Source organism: Flavobacterium sp., from assembly GCF_044339515.1.
Lineage (GTDB): Bacteria > Bacteroidota > Bacteroidia > Flavobacteriales > Flavobacteriaceae > Flavobacterium.
This window is the reverse complement of sequence record NZ_JBIIVK010000003.1, coordinates 1-21,512: the sequence shown is the minus strand read 5'-3', so window position 1 is coordinate 21,512 and position 21,512 is coordinate 1. Positions and strand designations below refer to the sequence as shown.

Sequence of the window (21,512 nt, the reverse complement as noted above, 5' to 3'; positions counted from 1 at the left end):
ATTTGTTATCAATTCGATTCTGAATTGTGAAATTGAAGAATCTAGAAACATTAAAATAAAAAATGAGACAAAACTAAATTAGATTTTGCCTCATTTTTTTACTCTTTAATCACTTTTACACTAACACTTTCTCTTTCATTTGTTAACTTCACAATATAAACACCTTTTTCAAAACTTGATAAATTTAGCTTTTCATTAAAAATTGGCTCAAGATTTTTACTCAAAATTTCTTGTCCCAGATAATTAAATATACTGACTGTATTAAATTGCTTTACACTATTATCAAAAAAAACAGTTTCACTTGTGGGATTTGGAGCTAATTTAAAAGTTGTTGCTACAAAATCTTCATTGCTTAAAGTGCAATCAGTATAAATATTTATCGGTTGTGTAATGTTGCAATTAGCCAGAAAATTTTGCAAAGCAGTAACCTCATTTTCATCAACGCAAATGTTAGACAGATTTGGGTTTTCATTCCAGCAACTATTGAAAGGAGTTTGCGTAAAAATTTGAGGATAATTATTATTTATTTTTATAGTTGTTAAATTTGGATTTTCTGCACAAGCTAGTTGATCAAACAAAGGATTATTACTAAAATCTAATTCAGTAAATAAATTTTGAGTACAAATTGTAACCTCTAATGCAGTTAAAGTTGAAAAATCAAGTTGGGTGAGTTGATTGCCGCTACAAAGCAAAAAATACAAATTAGTCAAGCCATTTAAATTCAAGCTTGTTAATTGATTACCACCAATATGTAACAATGAAAGTTGACTTAAATCACTTAAATCAGCTGAGGTTAACAGATTATTTGCACAACTTAATTCTTCTAGATTAGTGAAATATTCTATTCCAGTTAGATCTGTTATGTTTCCTGGTGGTAATACTAAATAATATACCAATAAAGCTTCACTTTGTTCAATTTCCCCATTATTGTTCACATCAATTAGTATGCCTCCTGATATTGTATTAGTAGGACTAGATAATAACAAATTTTTGAAGGTTGGGTCAGGAATATTTATAATTTGCCCTAAGGAAATAAAATGTATAAAAAGAAATATAGTATAGATTTTTTTCATTTCGTTAATTTCTTCTTTTTTACTCTTTAACCACTTTTACACTAACACTTTCCCTTTCATTTGTAAACTTGACAATATAAACACCTTTTTCAAAACCAGATAAATCAAACTTTTCATTAAAAATTGGCTTAAGATTTTTAATCAAAATTTCTTGTCCCAGATAATTATAAACACTGACGGTATTATATTGTTTTACACTATTATCAAAAAAAACATTTCCTTCTGTTGGGTTTGGAGCTAATTTAAAAGTTGTTGCTATAAAATCTTCATTGCTCAAGGCACAATCGGTATAAATATTTATCGGTTGTGTAATAGTACAATTAGCTAGAAAATTTTGCAAAGGAGCAACCTCATTTTCATCAACGCAAATGTTTGCCAAATTAGGATTTTCATCCCAACAACCATTCCAAGCAGTTTGCGTAAAGATTTGCGGATGATTATTATTTATTTTTATTGTTGTTAAATTTGGACTTTCGGCTACACGAAGTTGACTAAAAATGGGATTATTACTAAAATCTAATTCGGTAAAAAGATTTTGACCACAAATCACTACTTCCAATCCAGTTAGAGTTGAGAAATCTAAATCAGTGAGTTGATTACCTCCACAATTAATAAAAAAAAGATTTGTTAACCCCGTTAAATTTAAACTTGTCAATACATTATTATCAACACCTATGGTAATTAATTGAGTTGAATTAGATAAATCTAATGTGGTGATTAAGTTACTAGAGCATTTAATATCTAATAAATTAGTGAAATATTCTATACCTGTAAGATCTGTTATGTTTCCCGGAGGTAAAAGAAGGTCATAAACTAATAATGCTTCACTTTGTTCAATTTCACCATTGTTGTTTACATCAATTTTCACCAATCCAGCAATATTGTTATCAGTATCTGCTTCTAATAACAAAGCCTTAAAATTAGGATCTGGGATATTGATAATTTGCCCCAAGGAAATAAAAGGTATAAAAAGAAATATAGTATAGATTTTTTTCATTTTATCCTAAATAATTAGTTTAAAAATATAAGAGTGATAGTTACTTTATCACAATATTTTTGTTTACAACCTCATCTCCTTGCTTGATTTTTAAAAGATAAATTCCTTTAGAAAAATTCTTTAAATTAAGTAAATGATTGTTAAAATCTAAAACTTCTTCATTGTAAATATTTTGTCCAAACCTATTATAAACTTCAAGTTTGACTTTTGTATTTTCATTATTCAAAGATAAAGTAAATATTCCCTCTGTAGAAGGGTTCGGAAAAATTTTGATATCTTTTTTTGTTAAAGAGTTAGCCGGTCTGTTAGCATTATAATAATGATTAATGGTTACTACTCCTGTTTCACAAAAAGATACGGCTCCGGTATTGTTAATACACATTTGATAGGTAAGAAAATAATTTCTTTCGGGTAATGTTGGTGCTGGCGGAGGATTGCTCTCGCTGTAGGGAGCTCTGAATAAAATTAAACCATTGGATGTATTAATTCTGTAATATGGGTTAATCGGTGTTGTGGTTTCAATTACGCTGACAGTGTTTGAAACAAAGGACTGATCTATTAAAGCAGGAATATACCCACATACTCCGGTAATTGAGGTATTTATTTGACTTGATACATCACCAAATAAAATTGAGGCACTTCCATTATCATACACTTCACTTGGTAGAGAATCTGCATCAAGAAAAATGATGGGATTAGCTGGTATTACTTTGGGAGATATTCCAAAACTGGCTCTAAAAATTTGAGAACCATTTGATGGAAACAAAGTTGAACTTAGTCGATAATAAAATTCATGATAAAAAGGTTGTGTTCCGGCTGGTATTGTGACAGTACCATTTGAATTAATGGTACAGCCAAATGGAAGCGGTTCTAAAGGGGTTATTATTACATTTGAAGCACTACAAGGAACGCCATCAACCAAACAAGGTATACCAGCACAATCACCATTCATGATATTGCCAATTTCATCAAATATAGAAAATGTTGTGGTCTGATTTTGAGTTGCATGATAGCAAAGCATATCTAAATATATTTTTGGGCAATTTGTTGGAGGCGGAGGAAAATTTATAATAAAGTTGCACGGATTTGCGGTTACCCAACCAGAACCAGAAGGGCCACCAATGTTGGTTAACGTTATTGTCGTAAATGGATTTGTTGAAGAAACGGTTAAAGTTACATTACCATATGTTCCGTTAGGATAATTACATGAAATTACGTCAGTTCCTATTATGTCTACACCACATGGATTGGATAATTCAACACCACTTAAATTATTAATTGATATTTGCCCAGTATCATTATCGTCTACAGCTGTATATCCAATTGTTACACTAGTTATTGGTTGACTGAAAGTATAGGTTATTATACCAGTACTAGAGCTACTTGTCCAATTTCCAAAACCAAAGAATAATCCATCAAAAACACAGCTATTATACTCAGGAAGTAATGGCGTAGAATAAAAAGCACTTGTGGTTCCACTTGTTGTGATACCTATCCCATCAACAGTACATGAAAGATTGTGAATTACTTTAGGATTAGGCCTCTGAATGAGTTGTCCATTTATTGGTCCAGGTATTAAATTTATACCCATTGTTTGTGAATAAATTGCAATTTGATTTACAAAAATAAAAAATGTGAAAAGAACTACTTTTTTCATAAAACTATGATTTAAGGTTTATCTTACCAAAGATAGTTAAAAAATATTTGAAATTATTTTTTTTCAATTCTAAATTATTTTAGGATATTAGTTCAAGCCTTTCAAAAAAAATGAGTGTATTTTCATTTTTTGCTAAAAATTCATCAATGAGTAAACTTTTGGGTTTTACAACCTACCTTTGTATCCTTGAAATTTTTATTTATTATAATTTATGAGTGCAGCCAAACAAAAGACTTTTGATGTATTAATCGAAATACCAAAAGGAAGTCGAAACAAATATGAATACGATTTTGAATTAAAAAAAATACGTTACGATAGAATGATTTTCTCTTCGATGATGTATCCAGCCGATTATGGATTCATTCCGGAAACACTTGCATTAGACGGAGATCCTTTGGATGTTTTGGTTTTAGTAACCGAACCAACTTTTCCTGGATGTGTGATGGAAGTAAAACCAATTGGAGTTTTCCACATGGCAGACGAAAAAGGGCCGGATGAAAAAGTGATTTGTGTGCCGGTTTCCGACCCTATTTGGAATAAATTAAACGATTTATCCGATGTAAATCCACATTTATTGAAAGAGATTGAACATTTTTTCCAAGTCTATAAAGATTTAGAACAGAAAAAAGTGGACGTAGAAGGTTGGGGAGATGTTCTCGAAGCCAAGGAAATCATTGAAAAATGTGTCGATCGCTTTGCAAATTTGGAAAACAAAACTGCCGGTTTGTTTAGTATTCGTTAAAGAATTTACTGTTTTAGTAAAAAAAGCAACATTCTAATTGGAATTGTTGCTTTTTTTTATTCCTATTTTGTTACTTTTGCAATCGTTAAAAAAATTATAAAATACATTTTTATGGATTCAATTATGATTTATGTGCCATTAATCATGGCATTAATTGGTTTAGCATTTATGTGGGCCAAAAGAGCATGGGTTTTAAAGCAAGATGCCGGTGATGGTAAAATGAAAGAGATTTCAGATTACATTTACGAAGGTGCTTTGGCCTTTCTTAAAGCGGAATATCGATTATTAACTTTCTTTGTTATTGGAGCAAGTATTGCCTTAGCAGGAATATCGTTTATCGTTCCAACCACACATATATTAATAGTAGTAGCGTTTATTTTCGGAGCAGTTTTCTCTGCTTTAGCCGGAAATATGGGTATGAAAATTGCTACCAAAACAAATGTTAGAACTACTCAAGCCGCTCGTACGAGTTTACCACAAGCTTTAAAAGTTTCTTTTGGTGGTGGAACAGTAATGGGATTAGGTGTTGCCGGTTTAGCCGTTTTAGGTTTAACAGGTTTCTTTATCATATTATTCCATTTCTTTATGAATGGAACTTGGACTTCAACAGAAGATATGACGATTGTTCTTGAAACATTAGCAGGATTCTCTCTAGGTGCTGAATCAATTGCATTATTTGCTCGTGTTGGTGGTGGTATTTATACTAAAGCTGCCGATGTGGGTGCCGATTTAGTTGGTAAAGTAGAAGCCGGAATCCCTGAAGATGATCCTCGTAATCCTGCAACAATTGCCGATAACGTTGGTGATAACGTAGGTGACGTTGCCGGAATGGGTGCCGATTTATTCGGTTCGTATGTTGCAACTGTTTTAGCTGCTATGGTTCTTGGTAACTATGTTATTAAAGATATGGGTGGAAATATAGTTGAAGCATATAATGGTGAACCGTCTTTCGACGGAATCGGTCCTATTTTATTACCAATGGCAATTGCCGGTTTTGGAATTTTATTCTCTATCATCGGAACAATGTTAGTAAAAATTAAAGATAACAACGCAAAAGAAAAAGAAGTACAAGGGGCTTTAAATATTGGAAACTGGGTTTCTATTGTTCTAACTGCGATTTCTTGTTTTGTTTTAGTAAAATATATGTTGCCTGAAACCATGAACATGCAGTTTTTTGGTGAAGGAGTAAAAGAAATTTCTTCAATGCGAGTATTCTATGCTACCATTGTTGGATTATTTGTTGGAGGTGTTATTTCATCTGTTACTGAATATTACACAGGATTAGGTACAAAACCGGTTTTAGCTATTGTGCAAAAATCATCTACCGGTGCGGGAACTAACGTAATTGCTGGTTTAGCAACGGGTATGATTTCTACTTTCCCAACGGTGTTAATTTTTGCCGGTGCAATTTGGGCTTCTTATGCATTAGCTGGTTTTTATGGTGTGGCTTTAGCTGCTTCGGCAATGATGGCTACAACTGCAATGCAATTAGCAATTGATGCATTCGGACCAATTTCTGATAATGCCGGTGGTATTGCCGAAATGAGTGAATTACCAAAAGAAGTTCGTACACGTACCGATATTTTAGATTCTGTTGGAAATACAACGGCTGCAACCGGAAAAGGTTTTGCTATTGCTTCTGCGGCCTTAACTTCATTAGCTTTATTTGCTGCTTATGTTACTTTTACAGGAATTGACGGAATCAACATTTTTAAAGCTCCGGTTTTAGCCATGTTGTTTGTGGGTGGAATGATTCCGGTTGTTTTCTCTGCTTTGGCAATGAATTCAGTTGGAAAAGCTGCGATGGACATGGTGTATGAAGTTCGTCGTCAGTTCAAAGAAATTCCAGGAATCATGGAAGGAGCAGGAAAACCGGAATACGGAAAATGTGTTGAAATTTCTACAAAAGCCGCTTTACGCGAAATGATGTTACCGGGGATTTTAACCATTGGTTTCCCAATTTTAATTGCAGTTTTACCAATGTTGATTGGATATGACAACAAATTAATCGCTGAAATGTTGGGTGGTTATATGGCTGGAGTTACCGTTTCGGGTGTTCTTTGGGCTGTGTTCCAAAACAATGCCGGTGGTGCTTGGGATAATGCGAAAAAATCATTTGAAGCTGGTGTAATGATTAATGGTGAGATGACATATAAAGGTTCCGATGCTCACAAAGCAGCCGTAACAGGAGATACTGTTGGAGATCCGTTTAAAGATACATCAGGTCCTTCAATGAACATCTTAATCAAATTAACCTGTTTAATCGGATTGGTAATTGCTCCAATTTTGGGTGGTCACGATGCGGTTATCGTTGCGGAAGAAGCGGAAGCTATTGAAGTTGTTGATGCAGTCGTGAAATCTGAAAATAAAGAAATTTCAATTAATAAAACAAAATCCACGGATGGTGTTGTAACTGCAAATGTTACAATTAGCACTACTGTTGATGGTGAAACAAAAACTTCTTCTCAAACTTTTGAAGGAACGGATGAGGAAGTTACTGCAAAAATTGAAGAATTTAAAAAGCAATAACGATAATTTTATCTACAAAAAATCCCGCTTCTGTTATGGAAGCGGGATTTTTTAGTTTTAAACAAAATTGTCGCCACCCTTTTAAGTAGTTTTAAACCAAAATCTCAAATTAATTTTTAGTTTAAAAATAGCTCTTCAATTCTTTGTAGCAAAAAATCATTTTTTAAAAAAATGCGTCAACTTAAGTAGCAAAATTTTCATTTTTAATAAAATGCTACATGTTTTGAAGCAAAATTTTCTTTTTTAAATAAATGCTTCAAAAGATCTTTTAATTACTTATTTATTTTCTCTTTTAAATATTGAATTTCTTCTTCGAGTTTTTGAATATATTTTCTCTGACTATCTAACAAGAATTCCGGAATTGTATAAATATGATTGTTACCTTGATAATTTCCAGTTGCATTATCTTTACAAATAAAAATCATACTTTCTTGACTTTCAAATATATCTTCAACAGGAACCTCTAATATTGAAGCTAATTTTTCCCACTCGTTAGCTGAAATTTTTGCTTGTCCTTTTTCTCTTCTATTATAATTTGAAACATCCATGAATAATTTTTCTGCAATTTGCTTTTGAGAAAGACCTTTGTTTTCACGAGTTTCTTTGAGTTTTATCTTTTCCATGGAATTAAAAAATATTGTATTGCGAAAATACGCAAAAAAAATCGCAATGTGTTTTTTTTGTTTTGATTTTTTTATTTAGGTATTTAGCTACACGAAATAGAAACAGTATATTTGGGAGAATTAAAATATATAAAATGGGTAGAATAGTTTTTTTGATGGTGTTGGTTTCTATTGGATTTGTTTCTTGTAAAAGTAATTATACAAGAATAGGAGATAAAGATGCGAATTACATACCTTATTATTTGAAGGTGTATGAAGCTGATAGCTTGTACTTGGTTGGTGATTATGAGCAAAGTTATCAAATTTTAGATAGTTTGTTTAAAAAGTATGAGCCTTTGGTGATGGATAACTATTCAGAGTATGGAACTTATCTTTCTACAGCAGCTTTAACAAACAAAACCAAAAATTTTAGAGCTAAAGTTAAACTAGGGTTTGTTAATTATGGAGGAATATATTCGTTACATCCAGATAAAGTTGAAATTTATAACAAAATTATTCAATTATCTAATCTCAATGACAGACAAATAATTAAACTCAAAAAAAAGTATAGTGATAAGTTGAATGCTAAATTAAGAGAGGAGATTTTGAATATTTATAATAGCGATCAAGAAGTTAGAAATAGAGAGCATTCAGATCATGAGATTAATAAAATAGATGAGTACAATACAATAAGGATAGCAAAAATATTAGAAGAACATGGCTTTCCACAAAAAAAAAATGTTGGGTCTTTAAACGCATTTGATTTGCCAGGGGGCTTTTTTTATTGGCCTACTTTGTTGTTACATCAGTCAACAGAGTCAAAAAAACAGTATTTACCTATGTTATATGAAAATGTAGTTAAAGGTAATTTTGAACCACATCACTATGCTTTGGTTTACGATAGAGTTATGATGGAATCAAATGGTAATCAATATTATGGTTCTACCTCTTGTTCTGGAACTTTTAACTGTGACTTGATTAATCCTATTAAAATAGATTCAATTAGAAGATCGATAGGATTACCTCATATAAATTATTACAATTGGAAAGTAAAAAAGCTTTAAATTATTATTAACTTAAATTTATTATTATGAAGAATTTAAAATCTTTAAAAGAGTTTGAAAATCAAACAAATGTTATGAAAATTGACGAAATGAAATTTGTTCAAGGAGGATGGAGACGAACATGGACTGAGGTAACTTGTAATAAGAGGACAAATTGTGAAGACAGAGCTACTATGCATCAGGATTACGCAACCCCAGGGACTTCACAGCCTATTGGAATAGCTTGGTGCTCTGCAGTAACTGACATATCTTCGGATTGTTAATTTTTAATTCCAAAGCAATTAACAAAGGTCGTTTTTAAAAACGACCTTTTAAATTTCCTATGTAAATGGTATTAATTATTTCAAGCAGAGATGATATTTCTACAAACATTGTACAAGATTGGTTAAATTTTTTAAATAAAGAATATTTTAGAATTGATGAAGAAGAAGAACTATACATAGAGTTCTCTTTAACTGATATTATTTTTAGAATAAATTCAAACAATGTCAGTATCAATGATATCAATTCTGTATGGTATAGAAGAGGAAACTTAACATTTAAAAATTTTGAATTTACAGATCATACCTCATTTGATATTTTAATTAAAGATGAAGTCGTGAAACTGAACGAATATATACATTATAAATTAATGAAAAAAAAGTGCCTCAATTCATTTCAAAATTTTGATGTTAATAAATTGATAGTAAATGATATAGCAAGGAGTTTAGGAATTGCAACTCCAAATGATTATTTAGTCTCAAACTCAAAACAACTACACAGATTTTTAAAACAATCAAAGAGTCTATTCATTACTAAAACTATAAGTGGTAATTGTATTCAAAAATTTCAAAAATATAGCCTATTCAACTACACAACAGTTTTAGATAATAAAAGTACCTATCCCGATTTTTTTTTTCCTTCTTTGGTTCAAAATTATGTTCCAAAAAAATATGAGTTAAGAATATTTTTTCTTGAAAATGAATTTTATTCTATGGCGATTTTCACTGAGAAAAATAGTAAATCCAAAATTGATTACAGAAATAATGATTTTAACTTACCTAATATTGAAGTTCCTTATGACTTACCATCCTATATACAGGATAAATTAAAGGTTTTAATGAAAAAAATTCAATTGAATTCAGGTTCAATTGATATGATTGTAACTCCAGAGAACGAGTATGTTTTTTTAGAGGTTAACCCAGTTGGACAGTTCGGGATGGTTTCATATCCTTGTAATTATAACATTGAAAAAAAAATTGCTGAATTTTTGTATGAATAAAAAAGAGTTGATTAAAATAGTTATAGATAACAAGAATAAGTTGCCACTATCATACACCAAAATTGAAATCCTTAAAATTAAAAAAGATTTTGTAAAGTATGATAAGAATTTTTACAAAGCAATTACAAGATTTTAATATGGAATATCAAAAATATTTTATAAAGATTTACTCGCATTTTAATGTAGTTAATGGTGTTGAAAGAAGCTTGATACTAGATTTACACAAAGATACATTTTTTGTTGTACCAAGTACACTAGGAGAAATAATTGAATTGTTTAACAAGAAAGTACCATTGAGTGATGTTTATAAAGAATATGGTAGCGAAAATAGGATTATTTTGGATGAATATGTTCAATTTATAACACTAAATAAAATAGGGTTTCTTTCTGATTCAATTGAATTCGACAAATTTTTAAAATTAGATAACAATCTGAATCAACCTTTTAAAATTACCAATTGTATTTTGGAAATTGGCAAAACGACAATTAAACATATAAATTCTATTTGTTCACAAATCGAAAAGCTAAGATTTAAAAGTATTCAAATTCTTTTCTATGAAAATATTAGAAAAGAATTGTTATTAGATTTAATCGCTAAATTCAATTTCAATGGAACACATTCTGTAGAATTAGTTTTAAAATATTCTAAAGAACTAGATGACTTTTTTAAAAATGGAAATAATTTTAAGTTTTTGTCGAATGTTTATTTTCATTCATCAGATAAAAATTATGAAAATCATAATCATTTTGGACTTTTGATTAATTATTTAATTGTACAGGTTAAAGATTTTTCATATTGTGGGGTTGTTAATCAATTTTATTTTAATGTTAACAAAAACAAAGTTTTAGAGTCAATAAACCACAACTCCTGCCTCCACAAAAAAATCTCCATCGACAAAGACGGCAACATTAAAAACTGTCCATCCATGCCACAAAGTTTTGGAAATATTAAAGACACCACGTTAGAAGAAGCTTTAAACCATCCGGACTTTAAAAAATACTGGAATGTAAATAAAGACATGATCCAAGTATGCAAAGATTGTGAGTTTCGTCACATTTGCACCGATTGTCGTGCTTATACAGAGCGAACACATTTTGAAGGAGAAATTGATTTGTCAAAACCCCTCAAGTGTGGCTATAATCCATATACTAACGAGTGGGCAGAATGGAGTACCAATCCATTAAAACAAAAAGCAATTGAGTTTTATGGCATGCAAGATTTAGTGAAAAAAGATGCTTAAAAAATCATTTCCTTTTTTCAAACAACCCGACTCCAAAGACTGCGGACCTACTTGCCTAAAAATAATCGCCAAGCATTACGGCAAAACACTTAATATCCAAACACTTCGCCAACTTTCTGAAACTACCAGAGAAGGAAGCAATTTATTTTCATTAAGTGAAGCAGCAGAACACATAGGTTTTAGAACGTTAGGTGTAAAAGTATCCTTAGAAAAACTTGAAGAAGCTCCATTACCTTGCATACTTCATTGGAATAACAATCATTATGTAGTACTTTACAAAATAAAAAAAACTAACTATTTTATTTCCGACCCCGCCCACGGATTAATTGAATATAGCCAAGAAGATTTTTTAAAATTTTGGATTGGTAATAATGCCGATAGTACCACAGAAGAAGGTATTGCATTACTGCTGGAAACCACCCCAACGTTTTACCAAGAAACGTTTGAAAAGGAAGAAAATAAATCCTTTGGATTTCAATTTTTATTCCAATATGTTTTTAAATACAAATCTTTTCTGATTCAATTGGCTATTGGATTATTCGCGGGTAGTTTGTTGCAACTTATTTTTCCGTTTCTTACGCAAAGTGTGGTAGATGTTGGAATTCAAAACCAAAATATACATTTTATTTATTTGATTTTAATCGCTCAATTAGTTTTATTTTTTGGTAAAACGGCTTTAGAATTTATTAGAAGTTGGATTTTGTTACATCTTTCTACACGCATCAATATTTCATTAATCTCAGATTTTTTTATCAAATTAATGAACTTACCGATTTCTTTTTTTGATGTGCGAATGACCGGAGATATTATGCAACGCATCAACGATCACAACCGAATAGAACGAATTCTAACCAATTCATCACTCAACGTTTTATTTTCGGTTGTAAATATGATTATCATGGGTGGCGTTTTAGCCTACTATAATTTAAAGATATTTGCTGTTTTTTTCATCGGAAGTTTTTTCTATTTTTTGTGGATTATTTTGTTTTTAAAAAGAAGAGAAACATTAGATTATAAACGTTTTGCAGAAGTAAGTCAAGAGCAAAGCAAAGTAATAGAACTCATCAACGGTATGCAAGAAATCAAACTTCACAATGCCGAAAAACAAAAACGGTGGGGCTGGGAATATGTTCAGGCAAGATTATTCAAAGTTTCGATGAAGAGTTTAGTGTTGGAACAAACGCAAAATATTGGTTCCAATTTTATCAATGAACTTAAAAATATCATGATCATCTTTCTATCTGCCAAATTGGTGATAGACGGTCAAATTACGTTAGGGATGATGATGGCCATTACAGCCATTGTCGGAAATCTAAACGGACCCATAGTGCAGCTAATCAATTTTATCCGTGAAATGCAAGATGCCAAAATATCACTTGCTCGATTGTCTGAGATACATGATAAAGAAGATGAAACGGCAAATACCGAAAAGCAAGTAACTGAAATTCCTGAAAATGCAGACATTGTTTTAAAGGATGTTACCTTTCGCTATACCGGTTCAGATACTCAAGTATTGGAAAATCTTAATCTAACCATTCCTGCTAACAAAGTCACAGCCATTGTTGGTGTAAGTGGCAGTGGTAAAACAACCCTCATGAAACTACTTTTGAAGTTTTATGAACCTATTTCAGGTGAAATAATTCTTCGCAATTCCGCTCCCCTCTCCTTTGGAGAGGGGCTGGGGGTGAGGTTAATTTCTCAAAAAACTTGGCGTAGCCACATTGGAACCGTAATGCAAGAAGGATATATTTTTAACGATACAATCGCTGGAAATATAGCTATTGGAGTTGACGTTATTGATAAAAAAAGATTGCAATATGCGAGTGATGTAGCCAATATAAAGTCGTTTATTGATAGTTTACCGTTAGGATATAACACAAAAATTGGTGCAGAAGGAATTGGAATGAGTACAGGTCAAAAACAACGATTGCTAATAGCCAGAGCCGTTTATAAAAATCCGGAAATGTTATTTTTTGATGAAGCTACAAGTGCTTTGGATGCCAATAATGAAAAGGAAATCATTGAAAAATTAGATTCATTTTTCAAAAACAAAACGGTTGTAATTATTGCTCACCGCTTAAGTACGGTCATGAATGCAGACCAAATTGTAGTTTTAGATAAAGGAAAAATCATTGAAACCGGAACACATAAGGAGTTGATTTCTCTTAAAGGAAATTATTACGAATTAGTTAAAAATCAACTTCAATTAGGAAATTAACATGCCTGACTATAAAGAAATAGAATTAAGAAGCGAGGAAGTGCAAGATATATTAACGCGAATTCCACATTGGATGATTCGATGGGGAAATCTTGTGATTTTTGCACTCCTTATTTCATTGTTTTTAGTATCATGGATGGTTAAATATCCGGATATTATACAAACAGAAATTATCGTTACTACAACACTTCCACCGGAAAAGTTAGTGGCAAATAGTTCAGGAAGACTAGAAAAAATTCTAATTGCTGACCGTCAAAAGATAGAAAGAAACACACCGCTTGCTGTTATTGAAAATACGGCTAATTATAAAGATGTTTTTTTATTGAAAGCTCATATTGATTCGGTAAAAATAAATGCTCACGGTCTTTCGTTTCCCTTTGAAAATCTTCCTCCTTTACAATTAGGAAATATCGAAACTGCTTTTGCTTTATTTGAAAAGGAGTATTTAAATTACAAACAATATAAAGACCTAAAGCCTTATTCTATAGACGGAAACGCTCAACAGTTTGAGTCCTATCAACTCAAAGAGCGTTTGCAATTGTTACTAGAACAAAAGGAAATTGGTCAAACCGAATTAAACCTTAAAAAGAAAGAATTAGAACGTTTTAAATTGCTACATCAAAAAGGTGTAATTTCAGCACAAGAATGGGAAACTAAGAATATTGATTATTTACAACAGGAGAAAAATATAAGAAATTTGTCTTCTCAAATTTCTCAAACACGATCATCTATCAATGATTTGAACAAAACCAGTCAAAACACGCAAGTAAATAAATCAAAAGACGATATTAACCTTTATCGGAATACGATTCAAGCCTTTAATCAACTTAAAAAGTCAATTTCAGATTGGGAACAAGCGTATGTGTTACGTTCCACAATTGCTGGTGAAGTAACTTATTTGCAAGTTTGGTCAGAAAATCAATTTATAAATGTGGGTGATAATGTATTTTCAATTATTCCTGTAAGCGAAAAAAATTTCGTAGGTAAAGTAAAAGCACTTGCTCAAAATTCAGGAAAATTAAAAATTGGGCAGGAAGTTCAAATCAGATTAGCCAATTATCCCGACAGAGAATTTGGAATTATAATAGGAAAAGTAAAATCAATTTCACTAATTCCTGATAAAGACGGTAATTTACTCCTTGATATTTCTTTACCGGATGGTTTGCAAACTTCATATCAAAAACAAATCAACTTCCAACAAGAGATGTCAGGAACGGCAGACATAGTCACAGAAGATTTAAGATTAATTGAAAGGCTGTTATATCAATTTAGGGATGTTTTTAGGAGGTAAATTAAAACAATCCGTTTATTTCAGCATCAATTCGGTTAATAATCATCCCTAAATCTTCTGGATTATCTACAAAGTTGATGTTGTCCACATCAATAATTAGCAATTTTCCTTTATCATAACTTTGAATCCAGGCCTCATAACGTTCATTCAGACGACTCAAATAATCAATTGAAATGGTGTTTTCATATTCACGACCTCTCTTGTGAATTTGACTTACTAAATTAGGAATAGAACTTCTCAAATAAATGAGTAAATCCGGTGCTTGAACCATACTTTCCATTAATTCAAACAACGATTTGTAATTATTAAAATCACGATTCGTCATCAAACCCATGGCATGCAAGTTAGGAGCAAAAATATGCGAATCTTCGTAGATTGTTCGATCTTGAATGATTTTTTTCCCACTTTCTCTAATTTGCAAAACCTGTCTGAATCGACTGTTTAAAAAGTAAATCTGTAAATTAAAAGACCATCGTTCCATCTGATGATAGAAATCGTCCAAATACGGATTGTCCACCACATCTTCAAAATGTGGTTCCCATTTAAAATGTTTGGCTAATAATCGAGTTAAAGTGGTTTTTCCGGCTCCAATGTTGCCTGCTACTGCTATGTGCATTATGGTAAACTAATTTGATACGTACTAATTTCGTTGTTGGTAAAAATAAACAAAAATTGGTCTTTAACCCGAAATTTTTCTACGATTTTTTCACCTAAATTAATTAATGAACTATTATTATCTTTAAAATAATGGTAATACAATTGATTTCCACTTTGATAAACGATTAATTGATTAGAAATAATTTGTGCCGAATCAAATTCAGGAATTTTACCTAACGTAGAAATTTTACCAAACACATCGCAATAAGAAACAAGTCCGTTTGAATCGATCCAATAAAATTGATTGTAATCGGTTTGATAAAACTCAATCGGTTTCTGAAAAGGCTGCGATAAGGGTTGAAAAACCTGCTTGTTAAAATCATACAATCCCAATTGCATTTGTAATGAATTAAAAATCCAAAGCCTGTTTTGAGATGCCAAACCTACTGCAGAAGTCACAATGGGGTTGTTTTGAATTTTGGAAAAGTTGATTGATGCCGTTTCATTTAATTGATTATCTAACGTAACAACCGAATTAAAGCCTTCATAAAAAAGCACAATTTTCAGCGGATTTTGTAAGTCAACTCGTTTAATTTTCCCTAATGAAAGATTTTTGTATTGAAATAATTCATTTTCTTTTTGTTTATAAAAAACATTTCCTTTGACATAATATAAATAACCAAATGAGTCCATTGTTATGAATTCATCGGCCACGAGTTGCTGTGTGGAAAGTAAAATCGGTGTAATTTTCTTTTCTTGCGAAAATGCTGTCGCAACAAACAACATCCAAAAAGAAATAATTGTTTTTTTCATCTTGGCTAAAATACAATTATAATGATAATTATTTTGTAAGAATACCTTAATTTTTAACAAAATCTTGGTAACAAAAACCCAAATAACTCGTCATATTTGTTCTGTCAACATAAAACGTTTTACGATGAAAACTATTGTAATTACTTTACTTACATTTTTTGCAGCTATTATTAGTGCTTTTGCACAAGATTTTCAGGGAATGGCTGTGTATGAATCAAAAACCAGCACTGCCGATGCTAAAGCAACTTTTGCCGGAAATAGAGAAATTACTCCTGAAATGCAGAAAATGTTTGAAGAGCGTATGAAAAAAATGTTTGAAAAAACGTTTATTTTAAATTTCGATAGAAACGCATCTATTTATAAAGAGGAAGAAAAATTAGATGCTCCGGGGCAAGGAGGCGGAATGCGTATGATGAGTAATATTATGGGTGGCGGTGGAACGCATTATAAAAATGTGAAAGAAAAAGTATTTACAGTTGATAAGGAGTTTTTTGGCAAAGAGTTTTTAGTGAAAGACACGCTCCCAAAATTAAATTGGAAACTAGAAGGTGAAACGAAACAAATTGGTAATTATTTATGTTTTAAAGCCACGGCAGTTAGGCCGGTTAGTCAATCTGATTTTAGAAATTTCAGAAGAAAAAAAGAGGAAGAAAAAAAGGATGATAAAGAAGTTGTAAAGGAGGTAAAGAAAGAAGAAACCAAAACTACAAATTTCATGGATGGTTGGGAAATGCCTTCCGAAGTACAAATTACAGCTTGGTATACCCCGGATATTCCAATTAATCAAGGGCCTGAAAATTATTGGGGATTACCGGGTTTAATTTTAGAAGTGACAGATGGAAAGACAGTGATTTTGTGTTCAAAAGTTGTCTTGAATACAAAAGATAAAAAAGAAATAAAAGCTCCGAAGAATGGGAAGGAAGTAACTCAGGCAGAATATGATAAAATTGTGATGGAAAAAATGGCCGAGATGAGAGAAATGAATCAAGGTCAAGGTGGCAGAGGCGGAACGCAATTCCGAATTGGAGGATAAGCGAGGGATTTTAACATTTAGGCACATTTTAACATGACAAAAAAATATTTTTTAGCTCTTTGCTTATTGGTTTCGTTTTTTTCCTTTTCACAGTCAGTTCGTTTAGAGGGTTTTGTTCAGGATTCTTTGCAAAAACCATTAGAAATGGCTAATGTAATGGCGGTAAACCAACTAACAAAAGCGATGGATTCCTATGCCATTACAAATGATAAGGGAAAATTCCAATTAAGTTTAAAACCAAATTCAACCTACAAAATCAAAGTGAGTTACATCGGTTATCAGCCACTAGATGTTTCGGTTGAAACCAAAGAAGATGATATTCAGAAAATACTAATTTTAAAAGAAGGTGGTTTTGACTTGGAGGGCGTTGAAATTGTTCAGGAAATGCCGGTTTCTATTAGTGGCGATACAATAATTTACAATGCCGATTCTTTTAAAACCGGAACCGAACGGAAATTAGAAGATGTTTTGAAACGACTTCCAGGTGTTGATGTAAATGCCGATGGTGAAATTGAAGTGGAAGGAAAAAAAGTATCTCAACTTTTGGTTGATGGGAAAAAGTTTTTTGAAGGCGATACGAAATTAGGTGCGAAAAATATTCCATCTGATGCGGTAGACAAGGTACAAGTGTTGCGAAATTACACCGAAGTAAGTCAGCTTCGTGGATTAGAAAATAACAACGATGATATCGCCATCAATATTAAACTCAAAAAAGGAAAGAATAAATTTTGGTTTGGCGATATTTCTGCCGGTGTTGGACCCGATGAACGTTACATCATCAATCCCAAATTGTTTTACTATAGTCCGAATACAAGTATAAATGTACTTTCAAATTTTAATAACATCGGTGATGTGCCTTTTTCTCTTCGAGATTATTTTAGGTTAACCGGAGGATCGAGAAATACTATTAGTCGCAGTGGGACAAACTTTAATGTATCTTCCAACGATTTAGGAATTTCAACACAACGAAATAATCGTGCCGCTGAAATTGACACAAAATTTGGAGCAGCAAATGTTACTCAGCAAATTTCGAAAACATGGAACATGAGTAGTTTTGCGGTTTTTACATCAGATAAAACGCAAACCAATACACAATCGCGTTATGAATATTTTCTTCCAAACTCGACACAAGTTGCTACACAAGAAAACAGAAGTGATGTATCGAATGTTACCAACAATTTATCCATCATAAAATTGGGTTCAAAATTTAAACCCAATACAAATTTTCAATTCGATTATGATGTTTCCTTAAAAAGATCCAACCAGGAAGAAGCTAATTTGGTAGAAACCAATGAAACCTCTTTCGACGGAAGTCAGAATTTTAATAGTATTAATTCTTTTAAAAAGCAGGATCCACTTACATTAAATCAAAGCGTGAACATGTTTTGGACTCAAGATGAAAAAAATACATGGGCATTAGAAATGCAACATCTTTATCAAGATGAAGATCCGCTTTATAATCCAAATTTATTAAACGAACCTTTTGAAGAATTGGGACTTTTTGATATCAATCAAAGTAGTTTTAATATCAATCAAACTCGTTTTGTGAAGACAAATAAGTTGGATGCCAAAATTGATTATTATTATTCGCTAACCTCAAAAAGTAATATTAACATCACATTAGGGAATACCAATTCTTACCAAAGCTATAATTCCGGAATTTTTCAAGCTTTGGATAACGGAACAAATTTTGTTCTAGAAGCAGATGATTATAATAATGATGTTCGTTATAGTTTTAATGATGCCTATTTAGGTGTTCACTATAAATTTATTACCGGTAAATTTACCTTCAATCCGGGGGTAAGTTTTCACTTGTATAACACATTCAATGATCAGTTAAATTCTAGAGTGAGAGACGATTTTTCAAGAATTTTACCGGATGTATTTGCTCAATATCAAATAAAAAAATCGGAATCGTTGACCTATAATTACCGAATGAGTAATGTTTTTAGCGATATAAATTCTTTTGTGCAAGGATTAACATTTAGTAATTTTAACTCGTTTAACAGAGGTAATCGTTTGTTAGAAAATGCATTGCAACAAACTCATTCCTTGCGTTATTTTAAGTATAATCTCTTTAATTATACAACCATTTTTGGTAATTTAGTTTATTCCAAAACTACTGATCCGATAGTGAATAGAGCGTTTTTTAATGGAATTTATCAATTGAATGAAAGAGTAAACCTAGATGTGGAAAATGAAAGCATAAACGGTACAGTCGGTTATCAGCGTACGTTTTTAAAATATTATAAAGCGAATGTGGGAGCCAACTTGAACTGGTCAAAATTTAATACCCTTAGAGTTTTTGAAGTAAATACTATTCAAGTGGAGAGATTACAGACAACCGAATCGTTTAGCCAGATTTACAGAGCTTCGTTAGGAACTCAGTTCAAACAATGGCCTAATATTGAAGTGGGTTACAGTATAACTCTGAATGATTATGAAAGTGCCACTTTTAAAACTCAACAACCATTTGCTCGCTTGGATTATTTCTTTTTGGATGGATTTTCATTTAATGCAGAATACGATTATTACAATTATTCAAATTCAAATGGTACAATCAACAATGAATACGATTTTTTAAATGCAAGTTTAAGCTATCGTAAAAAAGATGCAAAAATGGAGTATAGAGTAGGCGTTACCAATTTGTTAGATACGAAATCATTAAATGATGATAGTTTCAATCAGACATTTTATTCTACATCGCAATATGTTGTGCAACCTCGTTATTTAATTTTTACACTTAGGTATAATTTATAAAAATAAAAACCCTGATTTCAAAATGAGAATCAGGGTTTTTTTATGGTTGAGTTAGTTGATTATAATCCAAATGCCTTTTGAACAGGTTCGATAAAATCTAGTTTTTCCCAAGTAAACAGTTCCACTTCAACAGTTTTTGATAAACCTCCCGGAGCATTAAATGTTTTGGTCACAGTTTCAGGAGTTCTACCCATGTGTCCATAGGCTGCTGTTTCGCTGTAAATAGGATTTCTCAATTTCAAACGTTGCTCAATAAAATACGGACGCATATCAAAAATGCTTTCTACAATTTTACTAATTTCTCCGTCTGTCATATTAACTTTAGAAGTGCCATAAGTGTTTACATTAATAGAAGTTGGTTCTGCAACACCAATTGCATACGAAACTTGCACTAAAATTTCATCTGCAACACCTGCAGCAACTAAATTTTTAGCAATGTGACGTGTAGCATAAGCCGCACTTCTATCTACTTTAGAAGGGTCTTTTCCTGAAAAAGCACCGCCTCCATGAGCTCCTTTTCCGCCATAGGTATCTACAATAATTTTTCTTCCTGTTAAGCCGGTATCACCATGAGGTCCTCCAATCACGAATTTCCCTGTTGGATTGATGTGATATTTGATGTTTTCATTAAACAAATGAGCATATTGAGGATTTTTTGAAATAACCCTTGGAATTAATATACTAATGATGTCTTTTTTGATTTTAGCTAACATGGTTGGTTCATCTGCAAAGTCATCGTGTTGTGTAGAAACTACTATGGCATCAATACGAACCGGTTTGTTGTCATCAGAATATTCTAAAGTAACTTGTGATTTTGCATCCGGACGCAAATAGGTGATTTCGTTATTTTCTCTTCTTAAATCAGCTAATTCTTGTAATAATTGATGCGATAATTTCAACGCTAAAGGCATGTATTCTGCAGTTTCATTTGTGGCATAGCCAAACATCATCCCTTGGTCACCAGCACCTTGTTCTTCTTTACTAGCTCTGTCTACACCCTGATTAATATCTGCAGATTGTTCGTGAATAGCTGATAAAACTCCACATGAATTGGCTTCAAACATATATTCACTTTTGGTGTAACCAATTTTTTTAATTACTTCTCTCGCAATAGTTTGAACATCTAAATAAGTATTAGATTTTACCTCACCGGCAAGAATTACTTGTCCGGTTGTGACTAACGTTTCACAAGCCACTTTTGATTCAGGGTCAAACGCTAAAAAATTGTCGATTAAAGCATCACTGATTTGATCTGCTACTTTGTCTGGATGTCCTTCGCTTACAGACTCTGACGTAAATAAATAAGCCATAAATAAAATTTAATTTTAACTGAATTTCTTCAAAATTAGTACTAGGTTATAGCGGAAAAATTAAATTGCAAGGTAAAAACTAAAGAAGATTTCTGCTTTAGCATTTTTTTACGAGGTTGCAATCAGTACAAATTTTTCCTCCAAATTATCAGATTGCAAATGTATGGAGGTTTTTGTTAAAATAAAAATTTATATTTTTAAAAACCCGTTGGGTGTAATTAAATGATTTGATTTTTAATGTTATTAATTGGTCTGTCAAAGATAAATTTATTGATAAATTGAACTAAAGTTAGAGATGTTATTTTTGCTAATATTCTTGTTTTA

17 protein-coding genes and 1 pseudogene are annotated in these 21,512 nt (G+C 31.7%); 10 read left to right on the top strand and 8 right to left on the bottom strand.

Annotated features, from left to right (window positions below):
• Positions 1–98 precede the first annotated feature (98 nt).
• Genes ACIQ0M_RS01305 through ACIQ0M_RS01295 form a run of 3 tightly spaced genes read right to left on the bottom strand, consistent with a single transcriptional unit; the run spans position 99 to position 3,727 of the window.
• Positions 99–1,073, bottom strand: coding sequence for a T9SS type A sorting domain-containing protein (locus tag ACIQ0M_RS01305; protein WP_396148925.1), 975 nt, complete (start codon positions 1,071–1,073; stop codon positions 99–101).
• A gap of 19 nt (positions 1,074–1,092) precedes the next feature.
• Entirely contained in the window at positions 1,093–2,070 is a 978-nt protein-coding gene (locus ACIQ0M_RS01300; RefSeq protein ID WP_396148923.1) for a T9SS type A sorting domain-containing protein, read from the bottom strand.
• Positions 2,071–2,110: 40 nt separating this feature from the next.
• A complete protein-coding gene (locus ACIQ0M_RS01295) occupies positions 2,111–3,727 on the bottom strand; it encodes a T9SS type A sorting domain-containing protein (RefSeq protein WP_396148921.1) in 1,617 nt (538 codons plus the stop codon).
• 211 nt (positions 3,728–3,938) lie between these two features.
• On the opposite strand from ACIQ0M_RS01295, the gene ACIQ0M_RS01290 reads away from it, so the two are divergent.
• Positions 3,939–4,469, top strand: coding sequence for an inorganic diphosphatase (locus tag ACIQ0M_RS01290; RefSeq protein ID WP_396148919.1), 531 nt, complete (start codon positions 3,939–3,941; stop codon positions 4,467–4,469).
• A 111-nt stretch (positions 4,470–4,580) separates the two neighbouring features.
• The gene (locus ACIQ0M_RS01285; RefSeq protein WP_396148917.1) at positions 4,581–6,998 is read left to right on the top strand and encodes a sodium-translocating pyrophosphatase; all 2,418 of its coding nucleotides are present in this window, start codon (positions 4,581–4,583) and stop codon (positions 6,996–6,998) included.
• Positions 6,999–7,270: 272 nt separating this feature from the next.
• On the opposite strand, the gene ACIQ0M_RS01280 is transcribed toward ACIQ0M_RS01285, so the two are convergent.
• The gene (locus ACIQ0M_RS01280) at positions 7,271–7,621 is read right to left on the bottom strand and encodes a helix-turn-helix domain-containing protein (protein ID WP_396148915.1); all 351 of its coding nucleotides are present in this window, start codon (positions 7,619–7,621) and stop codon (positions 7,271–7,273) included.
• Between the two features lie 134 nt (positions 7,622–7,755).
• On the opposite strand from ACIQ0M_RS01280, the gene ACIQ0M_RS01275 reads away from it, so the two are divergent.
• The 6 genes from ACIQ0M_RS01275 (at position 7,756) to ACIQ0M_RS01250 (ending at position 14,675) form a co-directional block, all read left to right on the top strand.
• A complete protein-coding gene (locus ACIQ0M_RS01275; protein ID WP_396148913.1) occupies positions 7,756–8,664 on the top strand; it encodes a hypothetical protein in 909 nt (302 codons plus the stop codon).
• Between the two features lie 26 nt (positions 8,665–8,690).
• Entirely contained in the window at positions 8,691–8,927 is a 237-nt protein-coding gene (locus ACIQ0M_RS01270; RefSeq protein WP_396148911.1) for a hypothetical protein, read from the top strand.
• 65 nt (positions 8,928–8,992) lie between these two features.
• Positions 8,993–9,925, top strand: coding sequence for a grasp-with-spasm system ATP-grasp peptide maturase (gwsG, locus tag ACIQ0M_RS01265; protein ID WP_396148910.1), 933 nt, complete (start codon positions 8,993–8,995; stop codon positions 9,923–9,925).
• Positions 9,926–10,023: 98 nt separating this feature from the next.
• A complete protein-coding gene (gene gwsS, locus ACIQ0M_RS01260) occupies positions 10,024–11,166 on the top strand; it encodes a grasp-with-spasm system SPASM domain peptide maturase (RefSeq protein WP_396148908.1) in 1,143 nt (380 codons plus the stop codon).
• Positions 11,159–13,384 (top strand): peptidase domain-containing ABC transporter, encoded by a 2,226-nt coding sequence (locus ACIQ0M_RS01255; RefSeq protein WP_396148906.1) that lies wholly within the window; start codon positions 11,159–11,161, stop codon positions 13,382–13,384. The genes gwsS and ACIQ0M_RS01255 overlap by 8 nt, the downstream gene beginning before the upstream one ends.
• Position 13,385: 1 nt before the next feature.
• Entirely contained in the window at positions 13,386–14,675 is a 1,290-nt protein-coding gene (locus ACIQ0M_RS01250; RefSeq protein ID WP_396148904.1) for an HlyD family secretion protein, read from the top strand.
• Position 14,676: 1 nt separating this feature from the next.
• Here the strand turns inward: ACIQ0M_RS01250 and ACIQ0M_RS01245 are convergent, their stop codons facing one another.
• Both ACIQ0M_RS01245 and ACIQ0M_RS01240 read right to left on the bottom strand, forming a co-directional pair.
• Complete coding sequence (locus ACIQ0M_RS01245; RefSeq protein WP_248432786.1) at positions 14,677–15,291, bottom strand: deoxynucleoside kinase; 615 nt, start codon at positions 15,289–15,291, stop codon at positions 14,677–14,679.
• Entirely contained in the window at positions 15,291–16,085 is a 795-nt protein-coding gene (locus ACIQ0M_RS01240) for a hypothetical protein (protein ID WP_396148902.1), read from the bottom strand. The genes ACIQ0M_RS01245 and ACIQ0M_RS01240 overlap by 1 nt, the downstream gene beginning before the upstream one ends.
• A gap of 124 nt (positions 16,086–16,209) precedes the next feature.
• Between ACIQ0M_RS01240 and ACIQ0M_RS01235 the strand changes: the two genes are divergently transcribed.
• Positions 16,210–17,118: a GLPGLI family protein gene (locus tag ACIQ0M_RS01235; protein ID WP_396148900.1), complete on the top strand. Its 909-nt coding sequence runs from the start codon at positions 16,210–16,212 to the stop codon at positions 17,116–17,118.
• A gap of 33 nt (positions 17,119–17,151) precedes the next feature.
• Positions 17,152–19,878 (top strand): carboxypeptidase-like regulatory domain-containing protein, encoded by a 2,727-nt coding sequence (locus tag ACIQ0M_RS01230; protein WP_396148898.1) that lies wholly within the window; start codon positions 17,152–17,154, stop codon positions 19,876–19,878.
• Between the two features lie 59 nt (positions 19,879–19,937).
• On the opposite strand, the gene metK is transcribed toward ACIQ0M_RS01230, so the two are convergent.
• Together metK and ACIQ0M_RS01220 are read right to left on the bottom strand one after the other, a co-directional pair.
• Entirely contained in the window at positions 19,938–21,188 is a 1,251-nt protein-coding gene (metK, locus tag ACIQ0M_RS01225; protein ID WP_396148896.1) for a methionine adenosyltransferase, read from the bottom strand.
• A 218-nt stretch (positions 21,189–21,406) separates the two neighbouring features.
• Positions 21,407–21,512: pseudogene (locus ACIQ0M_RS01220) on the bottom strand (IS982 family transposase); the annotation flags it as partial.

Coding starts and splice junctions, on each gene's coding strand:
- ACIQ0M_RS01305 (WP_396148925.1), bottom strand. CDS start 1,073: ATGAAAAAAATCTATACTATATTTCTTTTTATACATTTTATTTCCTTA.
- ACIQ0M_RS01300 (WP_396148923.1), bottom strand. CDS start 2,070: ATGAAAAAAATCTATACTATATTTCTTTTTATACCTTTTATTTCCTTG.
- ACIQ0M_RS01295 (WP_396148921.1), bottom strand. CDS start 3,727: ATGAAAAAAGTAGTTCTTTTCACATTTTTTATTTTTGTAAATCAAATT.
- ACIQ0M_RS01290 (WP_396148919.1), top strand. CDS start 3,939: ATGAGTGCAGCCAAACAAAAGACTTTTGATGTATTAATCGAAATACCA.
- ACIQ0M_RS01285 (WP_396148917.1), top strand. CDS start 4,581: ATGGATTCAATTATGATTTATGTGCCATTAATCATGGCATTAATTGGT.
- ACIQ0M_RS01280 (WP_396148915.1), bottom strand. CDS start 7,621: ATGGAAAAGATAAAACTCAAAGAAACTCGTGAAAACAAAGGTCTTTCT.
- ACIQ0M_RS01275 (WP_396148913.1), top strand. CDS start 7,756: ATGGGTAGAATAGTTTTTTTGATGGTGTTGGTTTCTATTGGATTTGTT.
- ACIQ0M_RS01270 (WP_396148911.1), top strand. CDS start 8,691: ATGAAGAATTTAAAATCTTTAAAAGAGTTTGAAAATCAAACAAATGTT.
- gwsG (WP_396148910.1), top strand. CDS start 8,993: ATGGTATTAATTATTTCAAGCAGAGATGATATTTCTACAAACATTGTA.
- gwsS (WP_396148908.1), top strand. CDS start 10,024: ATGATAAGAATTTTTACAAAGCAATTACAAGATTTTAATATGGAATAT.
- ACIQ0M_RS01255 (WP_396148906.1), top strand. CDS start 11,159: ATGCTTAAAAAATCATTTCCTTTTTTCAAACAACCCGACTCCAAAGAC.
- ACIQ0M_RS01250 (WP_396148904.1), top strand. CDS start 13,386: ATGCCTGACTATAAAGAAATAGAATTAAGAAGCGAGGAAGTGCAAGAT.
- ACIQ0M_RS01245 (WP_248432786.1), bottom strand. CDS start 15,291: ATGCACATAGCAGTAGCAGGCAACATTGGAGCCGGAAAAACCACTTTA.
- ACIQ0M_RS01240 (WP_396148902.1), bottom strand. CDS start 16,085: ATGAAAAAAACAATTATTTCTTTTTGGATGTTGTTTGTTGCGACAGCA.
- ACIQ0M_RS01235 (WP_396148900.1), top strand. CDS start 16,210: ATGAAAACTATTGTAATTACTTTACTTACATTTTTTGCAGCTATTATT.
- ACIQ0M_RS01230 (WP_396148898.1), top strand. CDS start 17,152: ATGACAAAAAAATATTTTTTAGCTCTTTGCTTATTGGTTTCGTTTTTT.
- metK (WP_396148896.1), bottom strand. CDS start 21,188: ATGGCTTATTTATTTACGTCAGAGTCTGTAAGCGAAGGACATCCAGAC.